This window comes from Burkholderia sp. JKS000303 (assembly GCF_002563755.1).
GTDB classification, from domain to species: Bacteria; Pseudomonadota; Gammaproteobacteria; order Burkholderiales; family Burkholderiaceae; genus Burkholderia; species Burkholderia anthina_B.
Genome location: NZ_PDBZ01000005.1, coordinates 209952 through 231090, shown reverse-complemented (window position 1 = coordinate 231090; position 21139 = coordinate 209952). Strand labels below are relative to the sequence as shown.

At 64.0% G+C, this 21139-nt stretch carries 19 protein-coding genes; 15 read left to right on the top strand and 4 right to left on the bottom strand.

The annotated features are described in order from the left end of the window. Positions 1-15: 15 nt before the first annotated feature. Both zapE and BX604_RS37485 read left to right on the top strand, forming a co-directional pair. Positions 16-1113 (top strand): cell division protein ZapE, encoded by a 1098-nt coding sequence (zapE, locus tag BX604_RS37490; protein WP_014897207.1) that lies wholly within the window; start codon positions 16-18, stop codon positions 1111-1113. 144 nt (positions 1114-1257) lie between these two features. After that, the gene (locus BX604_RS37485) at positions 1258-1668 is read left to right on the top strand and encodes a transposase (protein ID WP_175802123.1); all 411 of its coding nucleotides are present in this window, start codon (positions 1258-1260) and stop codon (positions 1666-1668) included. A 100-nt stretch (positions 1669-1768) separates the two neighbouring features. On the opposite strand, the gene BX604_RS37480 is transcribed toward BX604_RS37485, so the two are convergent. The 4 genes from BX604_RS37480 to BX604_RS37465 form a co-directional block, all read right to left on the bottom strand. Next, on the bottom strand, positions 1769-2230 hold the full coding sequence (locus BX604_RS37480; RefSeq protein WP_098557044.1) for a DUF2147 domain-containing protein: 462 nt from the start codon (positions 2228-2230) through the stop codon (positions 1769-1771). 166 nt (positions 2231-2396) lie between these two features. Next, entirely contained in the window at positions 2397-4082 is a 1686-nt protein-coding gene (locus tag BX604_RS37475; protein WP_098557041.1) for a ShlB/FhaC/HecB family hemolysin secretion/activation protein, read from the bottom strand. 144 nt (positions 4083-4226) lie between these two features. Then, positions 4227-5585: a collagen-like triple helix repeat-containing protein gene (locus BX604_RS37470; protein WP_098557038.1), complete on the bottom strand. Its 1359-nt coding sequence runs from the start codon at positions 5583-5585 to the stop codon at positions 4227-4229. Between the two features lie 40 nt (positions 5586-5625). Then, positions 5626-7218, bottom strand: a complete 1593-nt coding sequence (locus BX604_RS37465; RefSeq protein WP_098557036.1) for a collagen-like triple helix repeat-containing protein — start codon at positions 7216-7218, stop codon at positions 5626-5628. A 672-nt stretch (positions 7219-7890) separates the two neighbouring features. Between BX604_RS37465 and BX604_RS37455 the strand changes: the two genes are divergently transcribed. From BX604_RS37455 to BX604_RS37395, 13 genes are all read left to right on the top strand, one after another. Then, on the top strand, positions 7891-8088 hold the full coding sequence (locus BX604_RS37455) for a Flp family type IVb pilin (RefSeq protein WP_098557034.1): 198 nt from the start codon (positions 7891-7893) through the stop codon (positions 8086-8088). 66 nt (positions 8089-8154) lie between these two features. Further along, on the top strand, positions 8155-8652 hold the full coding sequence (locus tag BX604_RS37450) for an A24 family peptidase (protein WP_098557031.1): 498 nt from the start codon (positions 8155-8157) through the stop codon (positions 8650-8652). After that, on the top strand, positions 8652-9179 hold the full coding sequence (locus BX604_RS37445; protein WP_098557028.1) for a TadE/TadG family type IV pilus assembly protein: 528 nt from the start codon (positions 8652-8654) through the stop codon (positions 9177-9179). The genes BX604_RS37450 and BX604_RS37445 overlap by 1 nt, the downstream gene beginning before the upstream one ends. Before the next feature lie 85 nt (positions 9180-9264). Next, positions 9265-10197 carry a Flp pilus assembly protein CpaB gene (gene cpaB / locus BX604_RS37440; RefSeq protein WP_098557026.1) on the top strand — a complete coding sequence of 311 codons (933 nt, stop codon included), beginning with the start codon at positions 9265-9267 and terminating at the stop codon, positions 10195-10197. A gap of 64 nt (positions 10198-10261) precedes the next feature. After that, positions 10262-11593, top strand: a complete 1332-nt coding sequence (locus BX604_RS37435; protein WP_098557172.1) for a type II and III secretion system protein family protein — start codon at positions 10262-10264, stop codon at positions 11591-11593. A gap of 60 nt (positions 11594-11653) precedes the next feature. Continuing rightward, positions 11654-12931, top strand: coding sequence for a fimbrial protein (locus tag BX604_RS37430; protein WP_098557169.1), 1278 nt, complete (start codon positions 11654-11656; stop codon positions 12929-12931). Between the two features lie 3 nt (positions 12932-12934). Then, positions 12935-14302 carry a CpaF family protein gene (locus tag BX604_RS37425; RefSeq protein ID WP_098557023.1) on the top strand — a complete coding sequence of 456 codons (1368 nt, stop codon included), beginning with the start codon at positions 12935-12937 and terminating at the stop codon, positions 14300-14302. Next, positions 14295-15287, top strand: a complete 993-nt coding sequence (locus BX604_RS37420; protein WP_098557020.1) for a type II secretion system F family protein — start codon at positions 14295-14297, stop codon at positions 15285-15287. Before BX604_RS37425 ends, BX604_RS37420 begins: the two co-directional genes overlap by 8 nt. A gap of 4 nt (positions 15288-15291) precedes the next feature. Then, positions 15292-16284 (top strand): type II secretion system F family protein, encoded by a 993-nt coding sequence (locus tag BX604_RS37415; RefSeq protein WP_098557018.1) that lies wholly within the window; start codon positions 15292-15294, stop codon positions 16282-16284. Between the two features lie 18 nt (positions 16285-16302). After that, complete coding sequence (locus tag BX604_RS37410; RefSeq protein ID WP_098557015.1) at positions 16303-17145, top strand: tetratricopeptide repeat protein; 843 nt, start codon at positions 16303-16305, stop codon at positions 17143-17145. A gap of 20 nt (positions 17146-17165) precedes the next feature. Beyond that, positions 17166-17507, top strand: a complete 342-nt coding sequence (locus tag BX604_RS37405) for a DUF3613 domain-containing protein (RefSeq protein WP_098557013.1) — start codon at positions 17166-17168, stop codon at positions 17505-17507. An 11-nt stretch (positions 17508-17518) separates the two neighbouring features. After that, positions 17519-19579, top strand: coding sequence for a pilus assembly protein TadG-related protein (locus BX604_RS37400; RefSeq protein ID WP_257146511.1), 2061 nt, complete (start codon positions 17519-17521; stop codon positions 19577-19579). Positions 19580-19695: 116 nt separating this feature from the next. Then, positions 19696-21087: a sigma 54-interacting transcriptional regulator gene (locus BX604_RS37395; RefSeq protein WP_098557009.1), complete on the top strand. Its 1392-nt coding sequence runs from the start codon at positions 19696-19698 to the stop codon at positions 21085-21087. The last annotated feature ends 52 nt before the right edge of the window (positions 21088-21139 follow it).

Sequence of the window (21139 nt, the reverse complement as noted above, 5' to 3'; positions counted from 1 at the left end):
TTCCGGTTTGCCCTGATGAACGTCACCGAATACTACACGCGCGAATTGACCACGCGCGGCTATCAGTCCGATCCCGCGCAGCGCGCGGCCGTCGATCGTCTGCAGCGCTGCTTCGACGAGTGGGTCGACTACAAGGCGCGCCGCTCGAATGCGTTCAAGAAGCTCATCAATCATCCGGACCTGCCGCGCGGCGTCTACATGTGGGGCGGTGTCGGCCGCGGCAAGAGCTTCCTGATGGACAGCTTCTACGCGGTGGTGCCCGTGCAGCGCAAGACGCGTCTGCATTTCCACGAATTCATGCGCGAAGTGCACCGCGAACTCGAGGAGCTGAAAGGACAGGCGGATCCGCTCGACGAACTGGCGCGGCGCATCGCGAAGCGCTACCGGCTGATCTGCTTCGACGAGTTTCACGTGTCGGACATCGCGGACGCGATGATCCTGTACCGGTTGCTCGATCGCCTGTTCAACAACGGCGTGCAGTTCGTGATGACGTCCAACTACGATCCGGACGATCTGTATCCCGACGGCCTGCATCGCGATCGCATGCTGCCGGCCATCGCGCTGATCAAGGAAAAGCTCGACGTATTGAATGTCGACGCAGGCGTCGACTATCGCCAGCGCACGCTGGCACAGGTGAAGATGTATCACACGCCGCTCGGTGCGGACGCCGATCGCGAGCTGCGCCATGCATTCGCGAAGCTTGCCGCGGTGCCGGACGAAAGCCCGATCCTGCATATCGAGAAGCGCGAGCTGAAGGCGCTGCGCAAGGCCGACGGCGTCGTGTGGTTCGACTTCGCGACGCTGTGCGGCGGGCCGCGTTCGCAGAACGACTATCTCGAACTCGCCAGCCGCTTCCATGCGATCGTCCTGTCCGAGGTGCCGCAGATGTCGCCGAGGATGGCGTCCGAGGCGCGCCGCTTTACGTGGCTCATCGACGTGCTGTACGATCACAAGGTCAAGCTGCTGATGTCCGCGGCGGTGCCCGCGGAACAACTGTACGTCGAAGGCCCGATGGCGAACGAGTTCGCGCGCACGGTATCGCGGATCGTCGAGATGCAGTCAAAGGAGTACATCGAAACGCCGCGTCGCATCGTCGATACGTCGCTGACCTGACCGCAGCTTTCGGAACGTGACATGCTTTAAACGTCAATTCCGGTCAAATTCTGCTGATATCAGAGTATTTTCGGACTTGTCTTATATTCGTTGCTGAGGCCAGCCGATATCGTTGTGTCATGGTTCCTAAGGCTGGAGATGTCCATGACACCGTATCGCGATCTGACCGATCATGAGTGGCGCCGCGTCGTGCCGCTTTTGCCTGAAATGCAGCCGCGCGCCGAATTGCGCGGCCGGCCGCTGGCCAACACGCGTGCTGTCCTGAACGGCGTGCTGTGGGTGATATACAGCGGCGCGACATGGTCCGCCATGCCGCGTCGCTACCCGTCGTACCAGACCTGCCATCGCCGCTTCAAGGTGTGGCACGACACGGGTACGCTGATGCACGTGATGCGCGAGCTGTATAGCGACGCAGGCGTTAATCTCTGCAACGAGCTATCCACGCGGATGCGCAAGCACACGCAGTCGAAAGCAGCGGAGGCGCGCAGTACCGCAGCACCGGCCTATCGTGCGCCGGGCAGCTTTGCGTCGAATACGTTGGAGCACGCGGCGTGATCGCGGTGGACTTCATCGCCACGCACACCAAAACAAAATCGGCCTGACGACGTCGTCGCAGGCCGATTGTTCATTGCATCGCGCTTCGACACGCGCCGCGTTATTGTGCGCGAACCCAGGTCTGCGACCGGCCGAGCAGCGATACACCGATGTAGCCGCGTACGACGAGCTTCTGACCGCCGTCTTCAAGCGTCATCTTGCACTTGTAGACCTTGCCGTTTTCCGGATCGAGAATGTTGCCGCCGTCCCACTGGTCGCCGTCCTTCTTCATCGCCTTGATGATCGTCATGCCCTTGATGAGCTGATCCTTGCGTTCGTCGGTGCAGGCGGTGCAGCGGCGATCGGGCGTGTCGCTCGGGCCGAGGCCTTTGACGACCTTGCCTGACAGCGAACCGTCGCCGTCGTCGGCGATCTGCACGAGTGCCTTCGGCTGATGGGTGTTGTCGTCGATCGTCTGCCACATGCCGATCGGGCTGTCGGCTTGCGCGAACGACGGAGCGGCACAGGCGAGCAATACGCCGGTAATCGCCAATGCGCGCAGCGGGCGGGTCACTTGAATCATTGTCTTCCTCCTTGTTTCACGTCGTATTCGATTCGCCCGCACGACCGTCTGCATGGGGCGGTGGCATGTTGCGAGCTTTGCCAGAATACGTGAAACCGTGCGCTGCGTTTGATAGAGGGGGCTCTAATCCAAACAGTCCGCGGGATGCGGACCGTTCGGTGCCCGATCAGTTGAGCTGGTACGAGAACGCGGCATTCACGCGCGGGCTGCGCGATGCGCTTTCGACCGGCGCATCGCCGACCGGCTTCGCGATGTTCAGGTCGAGGCTGTAGTAGCGGCTGTCGGTAAACCGCACGCCGATACCGACGGACGACAGGCGGCTCGGCGACGGCGTGCCGGTATGCAGATACACACGCGCCATGTCGTACGCGACATACGGCGTGACGGACTTCAGGTACGTCCAGCCCGGCGTGAATCCGCGGTTGACCTCCAGCGACATCCCCCAGCCCGAGTCGCCCGACGTTTCGCCGGGCTGATAGCCGAGCGCGTAGCGTGTCGAGCCGAACGAGATCTGTTCCGACGTCGGCAGCGAGTCGGCGCTGTACTGGCCGGTCACCGAGACCGACGTGCCGATCTTGAGCGGCCATTCGTTGGTCTGCGTGAAGGTCGCGCCGGTACGGACGAAGGTCAGCGACGTCGGGTCTGCGTACGTAATCGGTACGCCATCGACCAGGCCGGTCTGCGATTTCGATGCGCCGAGGATGTCGAACGCCTTTGCGACGTTGACGCTCAGCTTGCGCACCTGCTTCGGCTCGACGCTCGTGTAGTCGAGCTGCAACTGCATCACGCGAACCTGCGAGCGGTTGTCGAGCACGTTGCCGTTGACCTGGCTCTGGTAGCGGTCTTCGTTGTGCGCTGCATAGCCCGACACGGTGCCGAGCAGGCTGCGCTGGTTGTTCAGCAGGATCGGATAGGAAGCCGAAAGACCGAGCTTCTCGCTCTTGACGGTGCGCTGGACGCTCGACGGCAGGCCCGGGTTGTCGGTCGGCTTGCCGCGGTACGTGCTTGCATCGAGGCGCGTGACGAGCCCGTTGCTGCCCACCGGCACGGAGCCGCTGAACGCGAAGTAGGTCTGCTTGTCGCGTCCCGGCGGCGCCAGCGCGGAAATGCTCAACTGCTCGCCGAACGAAGTCAGGCCGTTTTCGGTGGCGGTGATGAGACCCTGGACACCCGGGTGATTGAAATCAATGCCGGTGCTGACGTTGAAGGCCTTGCGGTCGACCGCGAGTTCGAGCGTCGTCGCGCCATCGGTCGTCTGCGGCGGCGGCACGTTGGCCTTCACCGTGACGCCGGGCAGCAGGCCGAACGTGTTCACATAGCGTTCGAACGTGGCGCGGCGCAGCGGCCGGTCGGCCGTAATGTGCGCGGCGATCGCGCGAATCTTCGACTCCATCGCGCCGGGTTTGCCGGTGACCTTGACGTCCGACACGTAGCCTTCGACGACCGTCACGCGCACGACGCCGTTCTCGAACGTCTGCGCGGGAATGAATGCGAACGACAACGCGTAGCCGCGCTCCTGGTACAGCTTGGTCACGCCGTTGGCGGTTTCGATCAGCTCGCCGATCGTGATGTCCTTGCCGACGAGCGGCGTGAAGCGGCGCGAGATTTCGTCGAACGGTATCGACTTCACGCCTTCGACCTGGAACGTCTTGGGCGTGAGATGGCGCGACAGCAATTCCTGAAGCTGCGGTGCCTGCGGCGCGACCTGGACGGTGACGCTCGGGCCTTGCTTCGGTGCGTTGATCTGGGGCAGGGAGTCGAGCGGGTTGCCCGCCGCGCGCGTCTGCGCATGTGCCGTGCCTGCCGCCGTGATGGCGAGCAGCATCATCCATCTGTCCAGTCTGGATTTCATTGTTCTTCCTCGTAGGCCTTGCTTGGCGTCTTCTTTGTAATGCGGGCGCGCGACATCTGGGTGTCGCGCGCCGCGTGCCGCATTGCCGGTTGTGTTTATACGGCCGCGCCTCCTCCTCCGGCTGCAAGGGCGCGACCGTCCTCCTTACTTGCCAACGCTACCCAGCAACCCCGTTACCGGTGCCAGGAGGCCCGCCGAACCGCCCGACGATGCCGAACCCGTCACGCTGCCTGCTGCTCCGGTGACAGTATTCAGCAAACCAGTGACGGGCGCGAGAGGGTTTGCACCACCGGCGCCGCCCGTTGCGCCGCCGAGGGTGCCCGTGACGGTCGACACGAGGTTCGTCACCGGCGCGAGCGGGCTGCCGCCGCCCGAGCCGCCGACGCTGCCCAGCGCGCCGGTGACAGTCGATACGAGACCCGTGACCGGTGCGAGCGGGCTGCTGCCCGAGCCAGCCGTTGCGCCGCCGACCGCGCCCGTGAGCGAACCGAGCGGCGTCGAACCGAGCCCGGACAGCAGGCCGCCGAGCGGGTTCGTCGAGCTGGAGCCCGACGCCGTGCCGTTCTGGACGGTCGCCGTCGAGCCGCCGACGAGGCTCGTGATCAGGCCGGGGATCGGTGCTGCGCCGTTCGGGCCGTTCGGGTTCACGAGGCCGCCGGCGTTGGTCACCGTATTGCCGACCGCGGTGACGAGCTGGCCGACGTCGCCGACGAGGGGTTGATTCGACGTGCCGGCAACCTGCTTGCCCGCCGAGCTGATGGCGCCGCCGACCTGGCCGAGCAGGCCTGACACCGGTTGTCCGAGGCCCGTGGTCGTGCCGACCTGCTGCGTGACCTGGCCCGCGGTGATCACCAGCGGCGTGATGGCCGAGCTGAGCGGTTGCGTGATCTGCTGCACGGCGCCCGACGACAACGTCGAGCCGACCGTCGTGCCGGCGGCCGAGAGGCCGTTGGCGACCGTGTCGAGCACGGTGCCGACCGGCGTCGTGACGGGGGCCAGCGGCGAGAGCTGACCGGTGCCCAGCGCCTTGACCGTCTGGCTCAGCCCGGACACGGTGTTGCTCGTCGCGCCGACCACATTGCCGAGGCCGGCGACCGTCGTGCCGACCGGATCCTTCGTCGTGCCGATTTGTCCCAGGCCGTTGCTCACGGCATCGGCGGCTGCGCCGACGATCGTGCCGGTACTGGAAACGGTGCTGCCGATACCCTTCGTCACACCGTCGCCCAGGCCCGGCAGGCTGATGTTGCCGACCGTGCTGCCCAGATCGGTAGCCGTCTGGCCGACCGTGCTGATGACACCTTTGGTGCCGGTCGGCGAGCCGCTGGTGCCGCTCGTTCCGCTGGTGCCACTCGTGCCGCTGGAGCTGCCGCCGTTGCTGCTCGTCGGCGGCGAGCTGACGCCGCCGCCGCCGCAGGCGGCCAGCAGGCAGGCTGCGGCGAAGGCGGTGAGGGGCACGCGCCATTGGCGCAGGGCGGCGGTCGTGATGGAACGTTGCTGGGACATGATGGACTCCTCGCTGTCTTGTCGATGAATGGATATCGGATTACTTGCCGTGCGTGCCGCCGAGCAGGCCGCCGATCAGCGACGTGACGGGTGAGAGCAGATTCGAGCCCGAGCCCGAATTCGTGACGGTGCCGGTGCCGCCGCTGAGTGCCGGGACGCCGACGGTGCTGGTGACCGCGGAAACCGCGCCCGTGACGGGAGCGAGCGGGCTGCTGCCGTTCGTCGCGCCGCCGAGTGCGCCGGTGACCGTCGACACCAGACCCGTGACGGGGGCGAGCGGGCCGCTGCTGCCGCCTGCTGCGCCGCTGAGTGCGCCGGTAACGGTCGAGACGAGGCCCGTCACCGGAGCGAGCGGGCCGCCGCTGGTACCGCCTGCTACGCCGCCGAGAGCGCCGGTGACGGTGGAGACGAGGCCGGTGACCGGTGCGAGCGGACCACCGCTGGTGCCGCCCGTTGCGCCGCCGAGAGCGCCGGTGACGGTGGAGACGAGGCCGGTGACCGGTGCGAGCGGGCCGCCGCTGGTGCCGCCCGTTGCGCCGCCCAGCGTGCCGGAAACCGTCGTGAGGAGACCCGTGAGCGGGGCGAGCGGGTTGGTGACGCCGCCGGTGCCGCCCGTGAGGAGGCCGCCGACTGCCTTCACGGTGTTGCCCGTCGACGAGACGGTGTTGCCGAGGCCGGTCGTGACCGGGTTGCCGCCCGTCGATGCGAGCATCGCGCCGGCCTGGTTCAGGCCGTTGCCGAGCGTGCCGAGCAGCGTGTTGACGGGCGCGCCGAGGCCCGTGGCCGTGCCGACCGTCTGCGTCGTCTGGCCGACCATCGTCGTGATCGGCGTGATGGCCGAGCTGACCGTTTGCGTGACCTGCTGGATCGGGCCCGTCGACAGGGCGTTGGTCAGCGTGGTGCCGCCGCCCGACACGGCATTTCCGAGCGTCGTCACGAGGCCGCCGACGGCGCCCGTGACCGGGGCGAGCGGCGTCAGCGGGCCGCTGCCGAGGCTCGAGACCAGGTTGCCGGTTTGCGTGACCGCACCGCCGAGCTGGTTCACGACGGCGCCGGTGCTGGCGACCGTGACGCCGACGGGGTCCTTCACCGCGCCGAGCTGGCCGAGACCGCTGCCGAGGCCATTGCCGAGCGCGGTTACCGCCCCGCCGACGTTCTGCACGACGCCGCCTGCTGCTTGCGTCGTGGCCGGGTTGACGCCCGGCAGCGACTGGCTGGCGACGACGCCGCCGAGGCCCGATACGGTTCCGCCGATATTGGTGATGATGTTGCCGCCGCCTGCGAGGACATTCCCTACCGGGTTCGCCGACACACCTGAGGTGCCGCTCGTGCTGCCGCTGGTCGTTCCACTCGTCGTTCCGCTGGTGGTGCCGCTCGTCGAGCCACTCGTGCTGCCGCTGGTCGAGCCGCTGGTGCTACCCGACGTGCTGCCGCTCGTCGAACCGGACGTGCCGCCCGAGGTGCCGCCGCCGGAAGTCGAGATGGAGTCGCCGCCGCCCGAGCTTGAGCCGCCGCCGAGACCCTGGCTGATCGAGCCGGAACCGCCGCACGCGGAGAGGGAAAGCATGGCTGCCACGGTGGCCGCGATCATAGTCGCCCGGAACGTGCCATGAGGGATAACCTGAATGTCCATTTCGTCCTCGCATTGAAGTTGTGTTGTGTTGAGTAATGCGAGGTCTACTCTGCAACTGTCGTGCCATTTCGATGGCCGGCAGTTCGATGATTGGCTTTAAACGGGGTAATTCCTTGTTGGAAAAGGATTTCGTGGAAATTGAAAGACTGTTGAAATTATTTAAAAGCAGTCGGATGAGAACGGTTTCGCTCGTTTCGTAACGTAACGTCACAACATTGGCGTTACGCGTGCGACGTAACGTCGGGTTTATGCGGGGGCTGCAGGCTGGGCGGGCGATTGTTTTACTGGTGGAATAGGTGTGCACATCTAACCTATCGTAAGTCCTATGTGTAAGACGTGCCGAAACGCCGTACAAATACGCTGTGCTTACGGAAAAAATTTCGATCCCGATCGCTAAAAAGGGGTTGGAAATTGGAGAGAATCAGAGATAAGATTCAGGTCAGATGTAAGCAAATGTACAGTTCGGTACACGACGTTCGAGGAGGGTTCCTATCGCGAATGTTAACTTGCATCAAATTGTGATACATGCCCTTCGGGGCGAACTATAACGAAAGCGCACCTGGTCGTCGTTGCAGCAAATGTGACGAACGACGTGGGGCAAGCGGCCAGATATGCGGGGATGTACGACGTATAAAAGGCCAAAAAACGTATATATAGGCACGAGGAAACAAAATGAAAGCACTCATCAAGCGCTTCCTTAAGGAAGACAACGGGGTTACCGCGATCGAATATGGCCTGATCGCGGGGCTGGTCGCAATTGCCCTCATCACCGGGTTGACCCAGCTTAGCGGTGGCTTAAACGGCCTGTTCAATCAAGTCGCCACTCAGGTGTGTGGTACGGGTTGTACCAACACGGCTCCCAAGACCTAATTTGACGGTGGGCGGCAAGCCACGCAGTGGATTTGCTTGCTGCCCACCTGATAGCTGGGTGCTTCCATGGCGCATCTCTTCTTCGCCGGAATTTTTCTGGCGTGGGCTTCCTTCGTCGGAATTTCTGATATCCGTTTTCGGCGTATTCAGAATTCGCTCGTTATTGCGGGTTTGATTGGCGCATTCGCGAGTGGGGCCTTTAATGAAAATCCATTCGGTATTTCCGTCATTCAGGCGTTGGTCGGTGTATCCGTAGGTTTGATTGGCTTTTCTCCCTTCTTCGTATTGCGCGTAATGGGCGCGGCCGACGTCAAGGTATTTGCCGTTCTCGGTGCGTGGTGTGGTGCGCAAGCGTTGTTGTGGTTCTGGATTGCCGCGAGCCTCGCTGCGGGTTTGCACGCTCTTTGGCTGATGTTTCTGTCACGTACGTCGATAGTCGCGCTCTGCAAGCGTGGCTCGCCCACGATGGTGCTCGGCGGTCATCGCGCGACGCCTTATGCCGCGTTTCTCGTGTTGCCTGCGGCCGTATGGCTTCTACGTCTTATGTTTGCGAGGGGAATGTAATGGCTCGATGGCAGCAAGTGCGCCAATCGTGCAAATGGCGCCGGCAACGGGGAGTGGCGGCAATCGAGTTCGCCATCGTGTTCCCGCTGTTCTTCCTGATTTTTTACGCGATCGTTTCGTTCGGGTTGATTTTCGTCGTCAAGCAGAACCTGACGTTCGCAGCGTCCGAAGGTGCGCGCGCCGCGTTGAATTACACGTCGTCACCCTGTGATCGGCTGAAAGCCGCGGCGACGACTGCGTGCTCGGCGGTCAACGGAGGCGGCACGCCGTGGGGGCCGCTCGCGACAGTCGCGACCCAGGTAGCCGGGGGATCGACGCAGCCCGTGAGTTGCGGCGCATCTTTCACGGCGTCGGCGCCCAGCTCCTGCGCTGCAGCGTTCACGCCGACGGCTGCATCCACGTTCAACGTCATGGTGACGATGACTTACTCGTACGCGAACAACCCGTTGATTCCGTGGCTCTTCATCGTCTCGGCGCCCCAGCTGCAAAGCAATGCGACCGTGCAGATTTCGCCCAACATGCTTTGATGCGCGTGAACTATCTCTTTCCATGACCGCAGTCCTTCGACCGTATCCACGCTCCAGAACCTGATTCCGGCATTCCAATATCAACATGGCCAACAATCTGACAAAAATCATCGCGGGGTTGCTGATTGCGATCGCTGTTCTGCTCGGAATCTATGCATGGATGCTTGGACGCAGCGCACCCCATCCCGCGCCGGCACCGCAGACGGTCGCCGTGAACCCGGTGCCGGTCGTATTCGCGACGCGTACGCTGCCCGTCGGGCAGCCGATTGCTGCCGACGCGTTGAAAGTTCAACCCACCGCACCCGCACCGGCCGGCGCATTTGCCGATCCGGCTGAATTGATCGGCCGCGTTCCTGCGAGGGACATCCTGGCGTCGGCGCCGGTCGTGTCGGACGCGCTGGTGTCGGGGCTCGCCGAGGACATTCAACCGGGCGAGCGAGCGATTGCAGTTCGCGTCGACGAGACCAACGCGGTTGGCAATCGGCTGCGGCCCGGTAACTTCGTGGACGTCTTCGTGAACCTGAAGCGCGAAGGGGGCACGATGATGGACGGCGAAGTCTCGCAGACGCAAGCGCGACTGCTGATGTCGAAGGTCCGGGTGTTGTCGTTCGGGGATGCGACGCCGGAGCACGACAGCGGCAACAACACGAACGGCAACAACGGTCAGCCGAGCAATGTGCGTATCGCGGTGCTCGCCGTACCGACCGCTCAGGTCGATGCGTTGACGCTTGGCGAGTCCAGCGGCCGCTTGACGCTCGCACTGCGTAACCCGCGCGACGACGAACTCGCGGTGCAGACGGTTGCCGTGCGCACGGACAACAAGCTGTCGCCGTCGGCACTGGCCGCGACCGGGGTATCGCTGCAACAACTGTCCGGCACGCCGAGGACTGCCGTGGCCAACGTGAACGTGCCGCCGTTGCCGTCGCGACTGCCGCCGGCAGTGCGGTCGGGCGGGGGCGGAGGCGGCGGCAGTATCGAAGTGATCCGCGGCGGCCGGTCGGAAACGGTTGCGTATTGAACGACATCGATGGCCATCGATATCAGCGACGACAAGTAAAGGCCGTGTGACGGTCTACCAAACAATGAAAAACACACTGATTGCATTCGCGATTGCTATCTGGACCATGACATTCGCATCGCTCGCGAGCGCGAGCGGCAAGATCGAACTGCCGGTCGGCGCGCAGCGGCAGATTTCGGCTGGCCACGCACTGCAGCGCGTGGCGGTCGGCGATCCGGCGATCGCCGACGTGCTGATCATGAAAGGCAGCCGGTCCGGCTCGGTATTGCTGACCGCGAAAGCGCCCGGCGCGACGAATGTGATGCTGTGGGAGCGCGGTCACGACGAGCCGACGGTCTGGAATATCGAGGTCGTCGATGCAGCTGCGCAAGCGGTGCTCGACGGTTCCACGCCGAGCGTGAATGCCTATGGCGGAACGGCGGTGCTGCGCGGGGCATCGGCATCGCTCGACGCCCATGAACGCGCAGTCGCAGTCGCCAAGAACATGGCCGGGAAAGGCACGGTGATCGATCGGTCGACGCTTGCCGGCAAGAACGTCGTGCAGGTCGACGTGCGCGTCGTCGAATTCAGCCGGTCGGTGCTCAAGCAGGTCGGCTTCAACTTCTTCAAGCAGAACAACGGTTTTTCGTTCGGCTCGTTTTCTCCGGGCGGCGTGCAGTCGTATAACGGTGGCTCCGGTCCCGGCACTGCAGGCTACATTCCGACGCTCGGCTCGCCCGTGATGTCGGCATTCAACCTGGTCGTGAATTCAGCCGGGCGCGGCATCTTCGGCGAGTTGTCGCTGCTCGAGGCGAACAATTTCGCGCGGGTGCTCGCGGAACCGACGCTCGTGGCGCTGTCCGGTCAAAGCGCGAGCTTCCTCGCGGGCGGTGAAATTCCGTTCCCGTCACCGCAAGGACTCGGTTCGACCGCAATTCAGTGGAAGCAATATGGTGTCGGGCTGTCGTTGACGCCGACGGTGCTGAGCCCGCAGCGGATCGCGCTGAAGGTCGCGCCCGAGTCGAGCCAGCTCGACTTCGTGAACAGCGTGACGATCGGCGGTGTCGCCGTGCCGGGGATCACGACGCGGCGCGCGGACACGACGGTCGAGCTCGGTGACGGCGAGAGCTTCGTGATCGGCGGCCTGATCGATCGCCAGACGATGTCGAACGTCAGCAAGGTTCCGCTGCTCGGCGACCTGCCGATCATCGGGACGTTCTTCAAGAATCTGAACTATCAGCAGAACGACAAGGAATTGCTGATCATCGTGACGCCGCACCTCGTTGCGCCGATCGCGAAGGGCGCGGCGTTGCCGTCGACGCCCGGCGAGTTGTCCGAGCAGCGTGACGGGCCGGTCTGGCGATCGTATCTGGGCGGCATGGCGGCACCGGATGCCGCGCCGGGATTTTCGAAATGAACGCGAAGCATCGCGCGCTCCGGCGCGCTGCCAAGCCTTGCGTAATCGGGGGTGTTCGACATGAATGCACGAACCCAATCATTGTGTGAACCCGCCGTGACCGATTATTTCGTTTGCGCGTCGCAGAAGGAAGCGCACGTCCGCTGGCTTGCCGATACGCTCGTGTCGGCCGGCTCGGTCGAGGCGACGTCGCTCGAGCCGGGTATGCTTGCCCAGCGCATCACGGGCGTCAATCCGGCGCTGGTGTTCATCGATTTCTCGGAAGGCGGGGAAGCGGCGAGTGTCGCCGCGGCGATGGTGCGTGCCGCGCATCCGGGGTTGCCGATCGTCGCGCTGGGCTCGCTCGCACAGCCGGAAAGCACGCTCGCTGCGCTGCGTGCCGGCGTGCGCGACTTCATCGACGTGTCGGCGTCAGCCGAGGACGCATTGCGGACGACGCGTGGACTGCTCGCGCATGTCAGCGAGCCGGCGAGCCGCCACGGGAAGGTCGTTGCGCTGCTCGGCGCGCGTGCCGGCATGGGCGTCAGTACGCTTGCAGCGAATCTCGCCGTCTGGCTGCAAAAGCGCGCGCTCGGCCCGGGCGCGGTGGAAGCGGTGGATGGCAGCAGCGTGCCGCCCGGACGTCAGACCGCGCTGGTCGATCTGGGATTGCCGGCCGGAGACGGTGCGCTGTTCCTGAACACACGCTGCGAATTCCATTTTGTCGACGCGGTGCAAAACCTTCGCCGTATCGACCGCACGTTCGTCAACACCGCGTTGACACGACACCAGAGCGGCCTCGCGTTGACGACGCTGCCGCCCGATCTCGGCGGTCTGCGCGACGTGTCGTATTCATCGTGCATCGGCTTGCTGAACCGGTTTCGCGCATTCTTCGACCAGCAGGTCGTCGATCTCGGCGGCTTTTCGAATCGCGAGTTCGTCACGCAGATCACGGCCTCGGCTGACGAAGCGTGGCTCGTCTGCGATCAGGGCGTCGCGTCGATCGTGTCGGCGGCCGATCTGCTGACCGGGCTGCGCGATTCCGGCATCGATACCGACCGCGTGCGGCTGGTCGTCAACCAGTACGATCCTGCGCTCAACCTGATGCCCGGACAAATCGCCGAGCGTCTCGGGTTGGCGCTGGTCGGCACGCTGCCGGAGCGCCGCGTTGCGATCGGCCATGCGGCGAACCAGGGCCGGCTCATTGTCGATATGGCCGAGCGCGATCCGTACGTGCGAGCGCTTGAATCGCTGGCTACACGATTGCCCGGGGTGTCCGGCATGGCGGGGGCGTCGCGTGTCGCGCCGGGCCTGTCGGCACTGAAACGTTTCATTCAACCTTCGTCCAAGCGGTCGTAAGCGATGGCACACGACATTCAATTCGCCGACGGCGCAGCGCCGTTCTCCCAGACGCAGCAATTTCACGACATCAAGAATGCCGCGCACGAGCATCTGCTGACGCGCATCGAGGAACTCGGCGCCGAATTCGGGCGCTGGTCCCGCCAGGCGATCAACCAGTTCGTCGATCTCGAGATCGACAGCTTCGTGCGTCTGCGCCGCATCCCGCTCAACGAGAACGAGGTGCGTGCGATTGCCGAGGCGCTGACGAAGGAGCTTGCCGGCTTCGGGCCGATCGAGGATCTGCTGGCGGATCCGGCGGTCGAGGACATCCTGATCAACGGCTACAACGACGTGTATGTGTCGCGTCACGGGATTCTGGCGAAGCTGCCCGTACGGTTCACCGACAACGCGCATCTGCTGCGGATCGTGCGCCGCATTCTCGCGCCGATCGGGCGCCGTCTCGACGAGTCGAATCCGATGGTCGACGCGCGGCTGCCCGATGGCGGTCGCGTGAACGTCGTGATCGAGCCGTTGTCGATCGACGGTCCGATCGTGTCGATCCGGAAATTCCGCAAGGATCCGTTGAAGCCGTCCGACCTGCTCGGCAACGGCACGTACAACGAAGAAATCGGTGCGCTGCTCGAGGCCGCGGTCGAAGCGCGCTGCAACGTGCTCGTGTCGGGCGGGACGAGCTCCGGCAAGACGTCGCTGCTCAACGCACTGGCGTTCCATATTCCCGACGCCGAGCGTGTCGTGACGATCGAGGACACGGCCGAACTGTCGCTGAACCACCCGCACGTCGTGCGGCTCGAGAGCCGGCCCGGCGGTTTCGACGGCACCGGTGTCGTGACGATCCGCGACCTGCTGCGCAACACGCTGCGGATGCGGCCGGACCGGATCATCGTCGGCGAAGTCCGCGGCGGTGAGGTGCTCGAAATGCTGCAGGCGATGAACACCGGCCACGACGGCTCGATGGGCACCGTGCACGCGAGTTCGCCGCGCGAGTGTCTGTATCGTCTCGAGATGCTGGCCGGCTTCGCGGGCTTCCAGGGCACCGAGTCGAGCCTGCGCCGGCAGATCGCGAACGCGATCGACTTCATCGTACAGATCGGGCGTCTGTCGAATGGGCGTCGCCGGATCCTGTCGATTACCGAAGTGACCGGTTTGTCCGACAACATCATCGCGACGCAGGAGCTCTATCGCTACGAAGCGCGTGTGACCCCGGAAGGCGAGGAGGTTGATCACTGGGAGTCGCTCGGCATCCATCCGCATTCACCGAAGCTTGCGCGCTTCCGTCAGGTGCTGGCGAACACCGGCGTCGGTGGCGGTGGTTTCGGTGGCGGCTTTGGCGGCGGCGGATTCGGTCGCGGCGGAGGCTTCAATGTATAGCCCGATGATCTGGGCGCTGGCGATTGCGATGCTGTGCGTCGCGTCGGCCTTGATGTTGTGGCGGCACGCAGAGACCCGACGCGTGCGTACCGACGCGAAGCGTTTTATCGACAGCCGGCTCGAGCCCGGTGTCCGTGCGGCGGCGCAGGTGGCGCGGCCGGTCGCAACCGGCGGCGCGCGTACTGCACCGCTGCCCGGTGGTGCGCAAAGTGTGACGTCACGCGCATTCTGGGTGCACTGGTATGCCGTGACCAGCGAGTACCTGGGCAATCTCGTGAGTCGCGCGGGGATCGAAGGCGCGCGCGGCAAAGCGATCGCCGCGATCATCGTACTCGTTGCGATCGTGTCGATCGCGGGGAGTCGTGGTGGCTTGCTCGCGGGTTTCGCGGCATTTGCCTGCGGGAGCACGATATTCGGAGTCTGGCTTACGTCGCGAATCCAGCGGAGACGGTTGAAGATTGTCCGGCAGATCCCGTCGTTTCTCGACGGGATCGTGCGACTGGTGACGCTCGGCAACAGCGTGCCGGCCGCGTTTCAGTCCGCTCTGTTGACGACCGAGGAGCCGCTGCGGGGCTGTCTCGATCATGTATCGCGGATGCTGCGTACCGGTGTGGAAATCGATCGCGCGATGCTGCATATCGCGAAGATCTATCGGGCCGAGGAGTTCGAACTCCTGGGTTCGGTGCTGCGATTGTCGGTCAAGTATGGTGGCCGGGCGGACGTGATGCTCGAACGCATGGCCGTGTTCATGCGCGATCTCGAACAGGCGGAGCGCGAGTTGACCGCGATGTCGGCGGAAACGCGGTTGTCGGCGTTCGTGCTCGTGATGCTGCCGATCGCGATTGGCAGCTTTGTCGTCATGACCAATCCGAGCTATCTGGCAGGCATGTGGAACGATTCGAGTGGACGACTGCTGCTCATGTTCGCGTTCCTGATGCAGCTGGCAGGCAGCGTGTGGTTGTATCGAATGGCTCGACTCAGGTGATGCGATGACAGCAACTCAGATCGGATCGCTCGCTTTGGCGCTAGGCGCACTCGGCGTGCTGTTGTTCGGGATCGTCGCGTTGTTGCGTGCGACCGCCGCATCGCGTGCCGAGCGTGCGCTGGTCGATGCGCTCGATCGGCGCATGGCCGCGCTGGAAGCTGCGAAGGCGCAGGCCATGCCGGGTAGCGAAGCCGCGGCGAAACCCGAGGTGCACGGCCGGCAGCGTGTCGAGCGGTTGCTCGAACGGCTGTCGGCGACGGGCATGCGTTGGCTCGATACGGGGCTTGGCAAATATATCGTCGCGGACGAGGATCGCCGTCTGCTCGAACAATGCGGCTACGTCGACGCGCGCTCGCGCGGGTTGTTCCTGAGCGCGCGGATCGCATGCGGGATCGGGCTGCCGCTGTTGTTCGCGATATTCGCCAGCGGACGCATGAAGGGCGGGTACTGGATGATCGGCGTATTCGTCGCATTCGGGCTGGGCTTCATGCTGCCGAAGCTCTACGTACAACGCCGTGCCGCCGCACGCCGGCAGAGCGTCGACGACGAATTGCCGCTGTTCGTCGACATGCTGCGCTTGTTGCAGGGTGTGGGACTGTCGCTTGATCAGAGTCTCCAGGTCGTGACCAACGATTTTCGCGGAATGATGCCGGTGCTGTCGTCGGAGGTGGGCGTCGCGCAGCGGCAGTTCGTGGCGGGCCGCTCGCGCGAGCAGTCGATGCAACGGTTGTCCGGCGGGTTTGAAAACGAGGATTTGCGGGCGATCGTGCGGTTGATGGTCCAGGTCGACAAGCACGGCGGCGCGGTGCAGGAGCCGCTCAAGCAATTCGGCGACCGGCTGCGTGAGACGCGGCGCGCAATGCTCCGCGAGCGGATCGGCAAGTTGACCGTGAAGATGACGGGCGTGATGGTGGTGACGCTGTTGCCGGCGCTGCTGATCGTGACGGCCGGGCCTGGGTTTGTCGCAGTGATACGTGCGCTGGCGACGCATCATTGATGGGTGGAAGGAAAGACGATGAAGCGGATCAGCGGGATGGTGGGGCGTGCGGGCGTGGCAACGGTGGTGGTGTTGCTCGGCGCGTGCGCGACCAAGGAAAGCGGATATGGCGTCAGCGCGCAGGCGGAGCGCGCGGCGCTGATCCAGGCGGCTGATCAGAAGCAGGCGGTGCCGGATACGCCGGCGATGTATCTGAACCTGATCCAGCGGATGCAGACGCAGGGCCTCTATTACGCGTCGCTCGCACACATTGATGCGTACGAAAAGACCTACGGCGCGTCGCCGGACACGATTCTGCTGCGCGCGGACGCGTTGCGGATGACCGACCAGCCGGCCGCGAGTGCGGCGGCGTATACGCAATTGCTGAAGACGCCGCTGGCCGCACGCGGTTATCGCGGGCTCGGATTGATCGCCGGGGCAGCCGGCGATTTCGGCCAGGCGGTACAGGCGTTGACGCAGGCATCGGACCTCGCGCCAACCGATGCATCGCTGCTGTCCGATCTCGCGTACGCAAAGCTGCGCAACGGCGATGTCGTCGGTGCGCGGGTGCCGCTGATGAAGGCGGCGGAACTGGACCAGCACAATCCGAAGATCGTCAGCAACCTGGTGCTCTATCTGCTTGCGGCAGGTCACGCGCCGGATGCGCAGCGATTGATGAATCAGCAGCATCTGTCGGCAGATATCCGCAAGGACATCAGCAACGATGCCGCCAGGATCGCCACTGCGGTACGTGCGCAGCAGCGGGCGGTGGCGACGCCGCCGGTGGTGTCGCGGCGTAGCGTGAATGGGCAGATCACGCCGATGGCGAACAATTTTGGCTACGACCAGACCGTGCCGCTGTTGCAACGGTTTGCACAATGAACAGACAGGCGGGGAACGACATGGACAACAACAAACATCATCGGAACATGCGGGCGGGGCGAATCGCGGTGCTGGGGGCGATCGCCTGTATCGCAGCGAGCGCCGTGACGGCATATGGGCAAGCGGTCGTGACGCCGAAGGTGTCCGATGTTGATCGCTCGACCAGGGAATGGCTCGCGATGCAGCGCGACAATCGCGCAGCCGCGCCCACCCAGCCGATGCTCGGCGATGTCGCTACGCTTGTTTATCAACGTTATCTCGACTCGTTCAAGAACAAGATTCCGGATTCGATGAGTTCGCAGCTCGGCGCCTCTGGGGGGATGTCGGGCGGTATGTCCGGCGGCGGGTCGGGCGCGCAGTAAGCGAGATGACGATGCGGGCAGATCAATCACACGTGGCCTCGCGGGGCGGTGCCGGCTGGCCGGGACGACGGCGTCAGCGTGGCTCGTTTGCGGTGATGGCGGCGATCTGGATAGCAATCGCGGTCATTGTGCTGGGCGTGATCGATATCGGTCGCTTTTATGCTGAACGACGCCAAATGCAGGCGGCGGCCGATTTGGCCGCGCTTTCGGCGGTTTCGCAGGCTGCCGCCGATCAGACTTGCGTGGCGGCGAAGGCTGCAGTCCAGCAAGTCGCGACCCCATCGGCGAATTCCGTACCGGCAAACGCGACCGTTTCCGTGACCTGCGGTGTTTGGGCTGCGCCTCAAGCCGGCAGCAGCAACGCGACATTTACGCGAATCAGCGGCGATCAGCTTGCCACCAACGGGCAATGCGATGGCCTGTCGGCGGGCACGGCAACCGGCGCCGCGGCAAATGCCGTATGCGTGACCGTTTCCGAGCCGGTGACCGGTATCTTCCGCAGCGGAACGGTCGGGGCGTCGGCGATTGCCAAGGCTACGCCGACCGATACCTTTACGCTTACCACGTCGCTTTTGAGTTTGAACGGCGGACTGGCCAACAAGTTGCTTCAGGCGCTGACAGGTTCACCTAATGTACTGAGTCTGAATGCCGTCGATTATCAGGGGCTGGCGCAAGTCAACCTGAAACTCGGCGACATTCTCGCCGATTTGCCGGTAGGCACGAGCACGTCCGTACTGAACGGCACCGTGACGCTTGGCCAGTTGGCCAATGCGATGGTGCAAGTCGCGACGCAGCAGAACCCGGCGAGCGTGAATCTGAACGTCCTGAATGCAATCGTCGCGGGGCTTTGTACCGGCAACGTTTGCGGCGGTCCCCAGATTGCGCTTGGCCAGCTGGTTTCCGCGGCTGTTTCCGGAGGAAGTTCCGCCGTCGATGCCAGTGTCAACGCGTTCGGATTGTTGTCGACGGCATTGCAGGTCGCGAACGGGACGAATCCGATCATCATCAAGAACTTGCTGGTCCAGACCCCGACCGCGCTTGCGCCACTACTGAACATGACCGTGTCGGCTTCGGTGTCGCTCGCGGGCACGCCACCGGCCACTGCAACCGGCCCGGCTGGCCCGTCGAACTGCGGGACATCCAACTGCACGACCAATACGTCGACTGCTCAAGGGCAGGTCCTCCTTTCCACCAAGATTTCCCTGCTGTCGACCTGTTCGGACGGGGCGCTCGTCTATTCAGGGAGCGCTTGCTCCAATGGCAGTACGCCCGTACCGGTGGCGGCCGTCAATCTGCCGGTCTCTGCCTATGTGGCGCCGGCAGCGGCTGGTTTGCCTTCCGTAACCTGCACGGCGAATACAAAGACCGCAACGGTGAATACCCAGACCGGTGTGCTCGTCGCCATGATTGGAGGATCACCTCCGACCACTCAACCGAGCCTCCAGGTACCTTCGGGCCCGCCGACGTACACGCCGGATGGAAACTCGATACAGCTCCTGTCCGTCAGCGTGGGGAGTCTGCTGAATCTCACAGGCCTGACAAACGCACCTTTGCTGGGGCCTTTGCTGCAACCCATCCTGGCGCTCGTGGGTCTGAACTCGCTGACGGCGCAGATCAGCCTGAAGACGGGAAAACTGGTTGTCCCGATTGCCAATCAAAACACGGCGCCGTTGACGTTCACGTATTCCATGGCGACCACGCCGCCGACCCTCGCATCGTCGGCGTATGCGTGTCCTGCTTCGAGCACGAGCAATCCATATATGCTGTGCGTTGGCACCGATCAATTCCTCGCGCCTGCCACTCAGAGCCTGTTGAACAACAGTCTTTCGCTGACGCTGGTACCGAACGGGGGCTTGGCGGGGGTCCTCGCGTTAGCGTTGAATCCATTGCTTGAGACTTTGACGGGGCCTCTGTTGTCGCTGTTGTCGCCGATCTTGCTTCCGCTCGTCATGCAGCCGCTGGATTCGCTTTTGACCAGCGTCACCGGCCTGCTCGGCCTGGGCCTGGGCAATGCCTATGTGACGAATGCCCCGGACGCGATCAAGTGTGGTGATCCTATGCTTGTTAAATGAATATTGAGCGTTCCGGCGACGAATAGGGATGGCAACCCTCTCGGTCCCCTGGATATGCTGTTGATCAGTACAGCCACACCGCGCACCTTGTCATTAACCGAAGCCGTACCCAAAGAATGAGACCCACCCCCGCAATCGCAGAACTCGACCTCTACGTCTGGGAAGGCAAGGCGGACATCGTCGACCGCGTTGCCCGGTGCATGGCGAGCTTCGACGTCGAAGTGATCCGTGCGGACAACGCGGAGATCTCGCCCGAGCGCGCCGCATTGCGGCCGTCGCTCGCGATCATCAGCGTGTCGATGATCGAAACCGGCGCGGCGTTCCTGCGCGACTGGCAGGCCAATATCGGCATGCCGGTCGTCTGGGTCGGCGCGGCGCGCGACCACGACGCGTCGCAGTATCCGCCCGACTATTCGCATATCCTGCCGCTCGACTTCACGTGCGCCGAACTGCGCGGCATGGTCGGCAAGCTCGTCACGCAGTTGCGCGCACACGCGGCCGAAACGCTGCAGCCGTCCGAACTCGTCGCGCACTCCGAGTCGATGCAGGCGCTGCTGCACGAAGTCGACACGTTCGCCGACTGCGACACCAACGTGCTGCTGCACGGCGAAACCGGTGTCGGCAAGGAGCGCATCGCGCAACTGCTCCACGAAAAGCACTCGCGTTACCGGCAGGGCGAATTCGTGCCGGTCAACTGCGGTGCGATTCCGGACGGCCTGTTCGAATCGCTGTTCTTCGGACACGCGAAAGGCTCGTTCACCGGCGCGGTTGTTGCGCATAAAGGCTATTTCGAGCAGGCGGCGGGCGGCACGCTGTTCCTCGACGAAGTCGGCGACCTGCCGTTGTACCAGCAGGTCAAGCTGCTGCGCGTGCTCGAGGACGGCGCGGTGCTGCGTGTCGGCGCCGCGACGTCGATCAAGGTCGATTTCCGCCTGGTCGCGGCCAGCAACAAGAAGCTGCCGCAACTTGTGAAGGAAGGCCTGTTCCGCGCGGATCTTTACTATCGGCTCGCGGTGATCGAACTGAGCATTCCGTCACTCGAAGAGCGAGGCGCGGTCGACAAGATCGCGCTGTTCAAGTCGTTCGTCGCGGAGGTGGTGGGCGAGGACCGGCTCACCCAACTGTCCGACCTGCCTTACTGGCTCGCGGACGCGGTCGCGGACAGTTATTTCCCGGGCAATGTGCGCGAGTTGCGCAACCTGGCCGAGCGCGTCGGCGTGACGGTGCGGCAGACGGGTGGGTGGGATGCGGCGCGCTTGCAGCGGCTGGTCGCGCATGCGCGCAGCTCGGCACAGCCGGTGCCGGTGGAGAGCGCGGCGGAAGTCTTCGTCGATCGCAGCAAATGGGATATGAACGAGCGCAGCCGCGTGATCGCGGCCCTCGACGCAAACGGTTGGCGGCGTCAGGATACGGCGCAGCAACTCGGCATCAGTCGCAAGGTACTGTGGGAAAAAATGCGGAAATATCAGATCTTCGACGAGGAGCCCGAGACGCGCGAAAGCGAGTAATTAATGAGATAAAATCGCGCTGAATTACAACGATACGGGCGGGAATCAAAAT